This window comes from Hallella bergensis DSM 17361 (genome assembly GCF_000160535.1).
GTDB lineage: Bacteria > Bacteroidota > Bacteroidia > Bacteroidales > Bacteroidaceae > Prevotella > Prevotella bergensis.
The window spans coordinates 640,579-646,720 of sequence record NZ_GG704780.1 but is presented as its reverse complement, the minus strand read 5'-3'; the positions used below and the strand labels follow the sequence as shown (position 1 = coordinate 646,720).

Genomic DNA, 6,142 nt, shown 5'->3' with positions numbered 1-6,142 from the left:
TCCTTGAAAAAGAAAAGTCCTGCGGTGGAGATTCTTCTCTCCATCCGCAGGACTCGACCTTGTCAGGGCAGATTGGCTGCCGTTGTACATTTGCACGATAAGAAACGGCATCAGGGGCTTTGCATAAGTATGGCTTACGAAGTGTACGAAGAAAAATGTTGGGGTTATCCACCTGTCTGACCGATTATTGGCAAATGATTGCTCTCGATGAGCAGCACTATCGTACCTGTGAGTTCGGTGTAAAGACGGCCGTATTGCTCGTCAGAAGCAAATGTGTCCGTCAAACCGAATTTGTCGAATGTGGCTTGAATAGCCTTATTCGACAACAATATGGTTGCGAGTCTTTCAGGAAGCGATGCAGGCAGTTCCCTTTCAAACTCGTTTTCCAACACGGATACAAGCGTATCATACTTGGAAAAGTGCAAGCCTTGATACAAGACCTCGCTTGCCATGCTTTCCGCTTCGGGGTGCGTGAAACCTTGCGCCACGGCATCGCAGTAAACTGTGAGAGCCATATCTGCCCGTGCGGTGATAAACTCCGTATCTTTCAATCTCTCGGGGTGATGTTCACTCATATAACTTCTTAATTTCAATCGAAAGTAAGAAAGTTCCTGTTTGTTGTTCTTTTTCATAATCATTTGGTTTTCAATCGTGAATAATAAATGTTTGGTAATTACTTCCTTTTTATGCTTGTTGCAATGGAACGTTCTGCCGTGCTATAGACTCACAATAACCCTCAAACATAGAATGCTCCCTGTCTGTGAGTGCAGTCATATCCTCTTGTATCTTGTGGTCGGTTATCTTTCCGTAGATTTGTGTCGTACCGATATTGCTGTGCCCGAGCATCTTGCTGAGCGTTTCCATCGAAATACCATTGGAAAGACAAATCGTGGTCGAGAATGTGTGGCGAGCCATGTGAAAGGTCAAGCCTTTCTCTATCCGGCATATCTGCCCAATGTTCACACACGCAAAGGATGCTTTTCTTATTGTGAGATTAGGGAATATCAAGTCGTCCGCTTTCTTGTTCTTGATATAGAGCGAAAGGATTTGTTTGGCAATGGGCAGAAGTGGAATAATCGCCTCTACATCCGTTTTCTGCCTTTTGATGCGTATTTCCTCCGTGCCGTCAGCATTACGGATGATATGCTTCGGTTTGAGCCGTTGCATATCCACACGAGCCAGACCAGTAAAGGCGCAGAAAAGAAAGAGTTGCCTTGCCCGTTCAAACTGCTTGTCAATGATGGGTGTTTGCAGTATCCGCTGTAGTTCTTCCGTTGTGAGATAACGCCTTGTGCGGTGTGGCTGTTCTGCCTTATAGTCCGCAAACGGATCGATGCGGATATATTTCTTTTGCTGGCCGATGCCGATGAGTTTCCTAAGGAAGATGACCGCTACCTGAATAGTGGCAAGAGAAAGATTGCGCTCTGATTTAAGGTAGAAGTCCAGCCCCTCGATAAAACCATAGTCAAGCGATGAGTAGCGGATATCCTCCAGCCCTAAGCGTTCACGCAAATAAGCCTCAATGAGTTGTGTGGCATAGATGTAGTTGGCAAAGGTCGGCTTGGCTACCGTTATTCCTACGCAAGGACGCTTTTCCTCTATGAAAAGTCGTGCTTCCTCCATAAGAAAACCTTTGGGCTTGTCTTCTTCCATGAGTTCACATTTCAGTAGCTCGGCAGTGATATAGCCACGTTGCCAAACTAATTCTTGATACTTCGCTTTGGCTTGTTCCTCTTTGGTTTGCAAGTAGCGGTTGATTTCCTTTGTCTCTTCGCCTATACCCTTGCATCGTCCCTTACGACTGTCCCAAAGTTCAGGAGCAATCTCCTTGCCCGTGCTGTATTGTACTTGTTCTCCGTCTATGGTGATACGCCCCATAATTGGGCAGCTGCCGTTCTTTTTCTCTTTGGAGCGATTGATATAAAAGAGTGTCTTGAATGTACTTCGTGCCATAATGTCAAAGTTTTAAGGTGAATGTATCTTGTATTCGCTGCTGTATCGCTTGCATATCCCGATGGATTCTTTCGGAGGAAACCGCTGCATATACCTGTGTCGTTCTCAGGTTGGTGTGTCCGAGCATACGGCTCACCGTTTCGATAGGAACGCCTGCCGAGAGCGTGATAAGCGAAGCAAAGGTATGGCGAGCCATGTGGAAGGTTAGCGGAGTTTCCATGCCGATGTTTCTCTGTATGTAGTGCATACCATTGAGGATAATGTCGGTGGTCGGCACGTCAAAGACAAAGCCTGCACGCTTTCCCCTGTACCGCTCCATTATCGCCCAAGCAGGGGGAAGTACTTGTACACGATACGGGGTCTTGGTCTTCATGCGCCTGCCCTTGATGCAGAGTTCGCCCTCTTCAGTGACGATATTCTCCTCCCGAAGATTACGGACATCTGAGATTGCCAGACCTGTGAAGCAGGAAAAGACGAACAAATCACGGACAATGCGGTAGTTTTCCCACTCAATCTCCAAGTCAATTATCTTTTGTAGTTCGTCTTGCGTAATGCTTCTCGGTTCACCCTTTGGTCGCTCGTAACTGTAGCCCAAAAAAGGATAGAAGTCCAGCACACCTTTCTTTACCGTCATACGGACGATGGTCTGCAAGGTGGATAAGGCACTCGATATGCTGCTGCGTTTCAGTCTGCGGTCGATGGTGAGATAGTACTCAAAGCCCTCGATAAAGGCTTTGTCCAGTTGTGAAAGGGGAATGTCGCATACCTTGTGCTTCTTCTGCACATACTCACGGAGCAAGGATAGCTGATAGGTACGGAGTTTGAACGTCTTTAAGGCTCGGTCGATGCCTATACGCTCCTTAGTCTGTGTAAGATACTCCCCAAAACTCTCCAAGAGCAAGGCTTGACGGTGGATTTGCCCCTGATAGGCATCCCTCACATCGGTGGCGGTAAAGGCTTCTTCTCTTTCACTGAGCTCGTGAAAGCGTGCGTGGATAAGTGCGGTGCATTCACCAAGTTTCTGATTGACGGACACAGCCATGCTGCTCTTGCCGATAAGCCTTTGCTTACGACTGTCCCAAAGAGCAAGCGGAGTTTTGCATTTGGTGGAGAAGCCTGAATGGGTTCTGCCTACGGAGATGCGCCCGATAACAGGCACAAGTCCTTTCTTGTCGGTTCGTTTCGCCTGAACGAAGAACGATACTTTGAGTTTGTTTTCTTTCATTTTTCTGTCGTTTTTTCTAAATTTCCTTTGCTTGCAAAGGTACAGATGAACAAGTATTCCTGAGCGATGCAGAAAAATGAAAGATGAAGAATAAAAACCTATGACACAGTTGTTTACCTTCAATTCGTAACCCCTTTTTGCTTTTTCCTTGATGGGTTACGATTTGGTAACGGAACTCCTGCCGTTTGATGCTTCCTTTCGCCTAACTCGATAATGGCATAAAAATGCTAAATGATGATATTTCAAATAGTTACATTCCTTGCGTTTCCCCCTATTTCCCTTAATTCTTAATGACTGATTATGCCCGCAAGATGAGCTTAGATTTACGCATGATTGATGAAAATGGGTACTCAGACCATATCGACAACAAGGCAAGCCATTGTGCAAAGTTGCTCAACGACTATTATCAAAAGTACGATGCGCAAAAAGGAACACAGTTCGTTTTCTCTGATTTGGGGACTTACAAGCCTGGCGAATGGAACGTCTATTCTGAGATAAAGCGTAAGTTGGTAGAGGACTATCATATCCCGGCATACGAGATACGTTTTATTCAGGAGTGCAAGAACGAGAAAGCAAAGAAAGCAATGGTCGATGCCATGAACCGTGGCGACATTCGCATTATCTTCGGTTCTACCTCTATGTTGGGAACAGGTGTGAACGCACAGCAACGTGCCGTGGCGGTCCATCATTTGGACACTCCTTGGCGACCTTCGGACTTAGAGCAGCGCAACGGACGAGCTGTGCGCAAGGGAAACCTTATCGCCAAGGAGCTTGCGGACAACAAGGTCGATGTGATTATCTATGCCGTGGAACGATCGCTGGACAGCTACAAGTTCAACCTGCTGCACAACAAGCAGCTTTTCATCAACCAACTAAAGACAAACACGCTTGGTAGTCGTACCATTGATGAGGGTTCGATGGACGAGGACAGCGGTATGAACTTCTCAGAATATGTAGCAGTGCTTTCGGGCAATACCGACCTTTTGGAAAAAGCAAGACTTGACAAGAAGATTACCACCTTGGAATCCGAGCGCAAGAACTTTCTCCGTGAGCGTGATGCCGCAACGGGCAAGCTGGCAGAGATTGAGAGTTCCGTGTCCTTCCATTCCGACAAGATTAAGGAAGCTAAAGCTGACTTGGCTTGCTTTGAGCAGCGTGTGGAACGGGACAAGGAGGGACTGCCCGTCAATAAACTGACAATCAAAGGTGTAGAGGACAGCACCGACATAAAGGTCATCGCCGCCCGTCTGCATGAGATAGAGGAAAAGGCTCGTACCAAGAGCGAGTACAACAAGATTGGCGAGGTTTACGGCTTTTCCATCATGGTCAAGACGGAGAGCACTTCCAAGGACTTGTTCGACTGCTCGGTGAACCGCTTCTTTGTCAAGGGACAGGAAAGCATCTACTATACCTATAATAACGGTAAGTTAGCGGCAGACCCGAAACTTGCCTGCGAGAACTTCGTAAATGCCTTGGAGCGTATCCCTAAAGTGATAGAGTCGCATGAGAAGGAAATGGCAAAGGCAGCAGCCAACAAAGACGTTTACACCAATATTGCCAAGGGCTCATGGAAGAAAGAGAGCGAACTGCGTGTGCTCAAGGGGGAGGCAGCAGAATTGGACAGAAAGATTGCGCTTACGCTTGCACCGCCAGAGGAGGAAAAAGAAGAGACGGAGAAAGTAAACCAAGGAGAGAATTTGTCTAACAACAATCACTCAGCTGGAGTAAAGAACGAGAGTTATCCTACTCATGACAAGGAAGAAGACAATCGTTCACAAAACTTCAGACCCAAATGGAGACACTAAACGCATGTTTATTATCCAATGGAAGCAAAAATGTCTTACTTTCATTTTTTTTAGTAGACATAAATAAAGTACGGGAATATTGCAATTGAAATTCCCGTACAAAATTATTGCCAGATAGATTCCCTATTCCAATGGTCTGGAAAACCTATCTTATAAATAGGAATGTCCGGATTTTTCTCTATCAGTGAGATTGTCTTTCTCTTATATGTATCTCCAGCATTGATAGCATTGCACAAGTATAACATGGAAGTAATGATTAGAAATGGCTTCTTTTTAGAGAATTCCGAAAGAGGATGTTGCAGCCAAATGCCTCTTGGATTACTAATATCCATTGGACGTTTTACCATATTTCGACTCCATACTCTTGAATGATGGGCGACAATATTTCTCAAATAGGAGATGGCTTCAAGCCAGCTTGAGAGTTCTGTATGCATATTAAGTCCGAATTCATTGGCAATTCTTGCCTTTTCCGGTAACTGATGATTAAGATTCTTATATATCTTTGAAAGTGTTCCAAAAGTCGCAACTTCAAAAATAATCCATGCGTCAGGCTGTTGGGTAAGAGATATACATTTTCTGTCCTCCCACACTCCATATTTGCATTTGTAGTCTTTTATGAAAATCTCACTGCTACGCATAAACTCGCCCATCAGATCATGTATATGTTGCTGTTGGAGCTCTTCATTGTTGAAAAGTCCCTTATCCATATAGTACAGCCCACCGTATGATTGTGAAAGATGATAAATCATCTTCGTCCGCAACGCAATCTCTATGGCTTCAATGGCATCGAACAAGATAAGACGCAACTCCTTATCAAAGAAATATCGTGCGATAACGTCCTTAAAATTGGCGTCATTCTTGAATATATGCCGTTCTTTGTCTGTTTGCATATCCCACCAATACCCCTTCAAACGGTAGTAGCTGATATGACTTAAATGAAGATGGGCAAACTCCTCATCTTCTATAATCATGCCTCTATGCTTCAGTAAATCGATTTGTTCCTGAATGGAACGTGATTCTTTATTCGCCATAGTATCTATAAAAAAAATGACTCGCCAGCAGATCTTACGGTATGCCAAGCGAGTACTGTTATCTTTGAGTGTGGAAATCCACAACTAACTTTCTGATTGCAAAGGTAAGTATTTTTTTTGTTTCTGCA

4 protein-coding genes and 1 pseudogene are annotated in these 6,142 nt (G+C 45.0%); 1 reads left to right on the top strand and 4 read right to left on the bottom strand.

All coding sequences use genetic code 11. The features are described 5' to 3' along the window. Positions 1–164 precede the first annotated feature (164 nt). The 3 genes from HMPREF0645_RS02455 to HMPREF0645_RS02445 are packed head-to-tail and all read right to left on the bottom strand — an operon-like array spanning position 165 to position 3,178. On the bottom strand, positions 165–632 hold the full coding sequence (locus HMPREF0645_RS02455) for a DUF1896 domain-containing protein (protein WP_036865070.1): 468 nt from the start codon (positions 630–632) through the stop codon (positions 165–167). Positions 633–684: 52 nt separating this feature from the next. Beyond that, on the bottom strand, positions 685–1,953 hold the full coding sequence (locus HMPREF0645_RS02450) for a site-specific integrase (RefSeq protein ID WP_007173251.1): 1,269 nt from the start codon (positions 1,951–1,953) through the stop codon (positions 685–687). 4 nt (positions 1,954–1,957) lie between these two features. Then, positions 1,958–3,178, bottom strand: a complete 1,221-nt coding sequence (locus HMPREF0645_RS02445; RefSeq protein ID WP_007173250.1) for a site-specific integrase — start codon at positions 3,176–3,178, stop codon at positions 1,958–1,960. Between the two features lie 287 nt (positions 3,179–3,465). On the opposite strand from HMPREF0645_RS02445, the pseudogene HMPREF0645_RS02440 reads away from it, so the two are divergent. Beyond that, positions 3,466–4,983 (top strand): annotated as a pseudogene (locus HMPREF0645_RS02440) (helicase-related protein); the annotation flags it as partial. 104 nt (positions 4,984–5,087) lie between these two features. Here HMPREF0645_RS02440 and HMPREF0645_RS02435 read toward each other — a convergent pair. Continuing rightward, the gene (locus HMPREF0645_RS02435) at positions 5,088–6,014 is read right to left on the bottom strand and encodes an Abi family protein (RefSeq protein ID WP_007173248.1); all 927 of its coding nucleotides are present in this window, start codon (positions 6,012–6,014) and stop codon (positions 5,088–5,090) included. Positions 6,015–6,142 lie beyond the last annotated feature (128 nt).